The sequence below is a fragment of the Tatumella terrea genome (genome assembly GCF_039523755.1).
Lineage (GTDB): Bacteria > Pseudomonadota > Gammaproteobacteria > Enterobacterales > Enterobacteriaceae > Tatumella > Tatumella terrea.
In genome coordinates, this window is the sequence record NZ_BAAAFX010000022.1 from 1 (window position 1) to 1,047 (window position 1,047).

General features: G+C 49.8%; 2 protein-coding genes. Both read right to left on the bottom strand.

The window, feature by feature from the left end; all coding sequences use genetic code 11:
- Window positions 1–130: 130 nt before the first annotated feature.
- The gene (ykgO, locus tag ABD035_RS16245) at window positions 131–271 is read right to left on the bottom strand and encodes a type B 50S ribosomal protein L36 (RefSeq protein WP_212714307.1); all 141 of its coding nucleotides are present in this window, start codon (window positions 269–271) and stop codon (window positions 131–133) included.
- Window positions 272–273: 2 nt separating this feature from the next.
- Entirely contained in the window at window positions 274–537 is a 264-nt protein-coding gene (locus tag ABD035_RS16250) for a type B 50S ribosomal protein L31 (protein ID WP_212714308.1), read from the bottom strand.
- Between the last annotated feature and the right edge of the window lie 510 nt (window positions 538–1,047).

The window sequence follows — 1,047 nt, forward strand, 5'->3', positions numbered from 1 at the left end:
ATGTTGAACATGGACCCTTTTTACATCATGCACTGGATCGATCAAGTAGTCTTAAACGATCGGCATTAGCCAGAAATGGCCGTTTTTTTTTGCTATTTCCGGAGGGCAATGTTCGCCGCCCAACGGGGCGTTAGCGTTTCTTCTTTTTCCCCTGTACCGCTTTGAAGCGCGGGTGACTCTTACAAATAACATAGACACGCCCGTGCCTGCGAACCAGTTTACAATCCGGATGCCGTTGCTTTGCTGACTTCAGGGAACTGAGTACCTGCATGATTATTCCTCCGCCGGGCTTACCGGTAAATGTTTATACCGCTGAGCAAAGCGCGCGGCACGACTGTCTTTGGCGACCGTTTTCTGCTTACCGGTATAGAAGCTGTGTGATTTTGATGAAACATCCAGCGTCACATAGGGAAGCGTCTCTCCCTGATAGTCGATCGTGCGCTCAGTTCTGATGGTAGAGCCTACCCTGAAGTACTCGCCAGACGTCGTATCATGGAACAGTACAGGGCGATAGTAAGGATGGATATCAGGCTTCATAAAGTCTCCGCTTAATTGTTATGTTATAACATAACTTAATTATGGCACTAACAGAGTTTCCGGGCAAGTCTGTTGCAGAGCAGAGAGCAGAGAGCAGAGAGCAGAGAGCAGAGAGCAGAGAGCAGAGAGCAGAGAGCAGAGGGCTGGGGGGAAGTGTATACCGCAGGCAGAAAATCTTAATAGCAGGTACAACGCAAGCGTAGCCGCAGAGCAGAAAAAGCAAGGAAGCTGCTAAGAGAGGCAGGCAGAACACGGGTATCAGCCGGTAAATATCAGAGAAACATCACAGCGCACAGCACCTTCTGTGATCAGCCAATACCCTGTGGCTTGCGATACACGGTAACGACGGAAGGAAGGCGGGTAAAAAGACAGACTCCGAACGGCAGAGCAACAGCGTCCTGTGATTGGCATCCCCCGCAAAGCCGATAAAAAAAGAGGCTGCCAGGCTAATGCCGATCGTTTAAGACTACTTGATCGATCCAGTGCATGATGTAAAAAGGGTCCATGTTC

Excerpts from the sequence above, each read along its gene's own strand:
- ykgO (WP_212714307.1), bottom strand. The coding sequence starts at position 271 with ATGCAGGTACTCAGTTCCCTGAAGTCAGCAAAGCAACGGCATCCGGAT.
- ABD035_RS16250 (WP_212714308.1), bottom strand. The coding sequence starts at position 537 with ATGAAGCCTGATATCCATCCTTACTATCGCCCTGTACTGTTCCATGAT.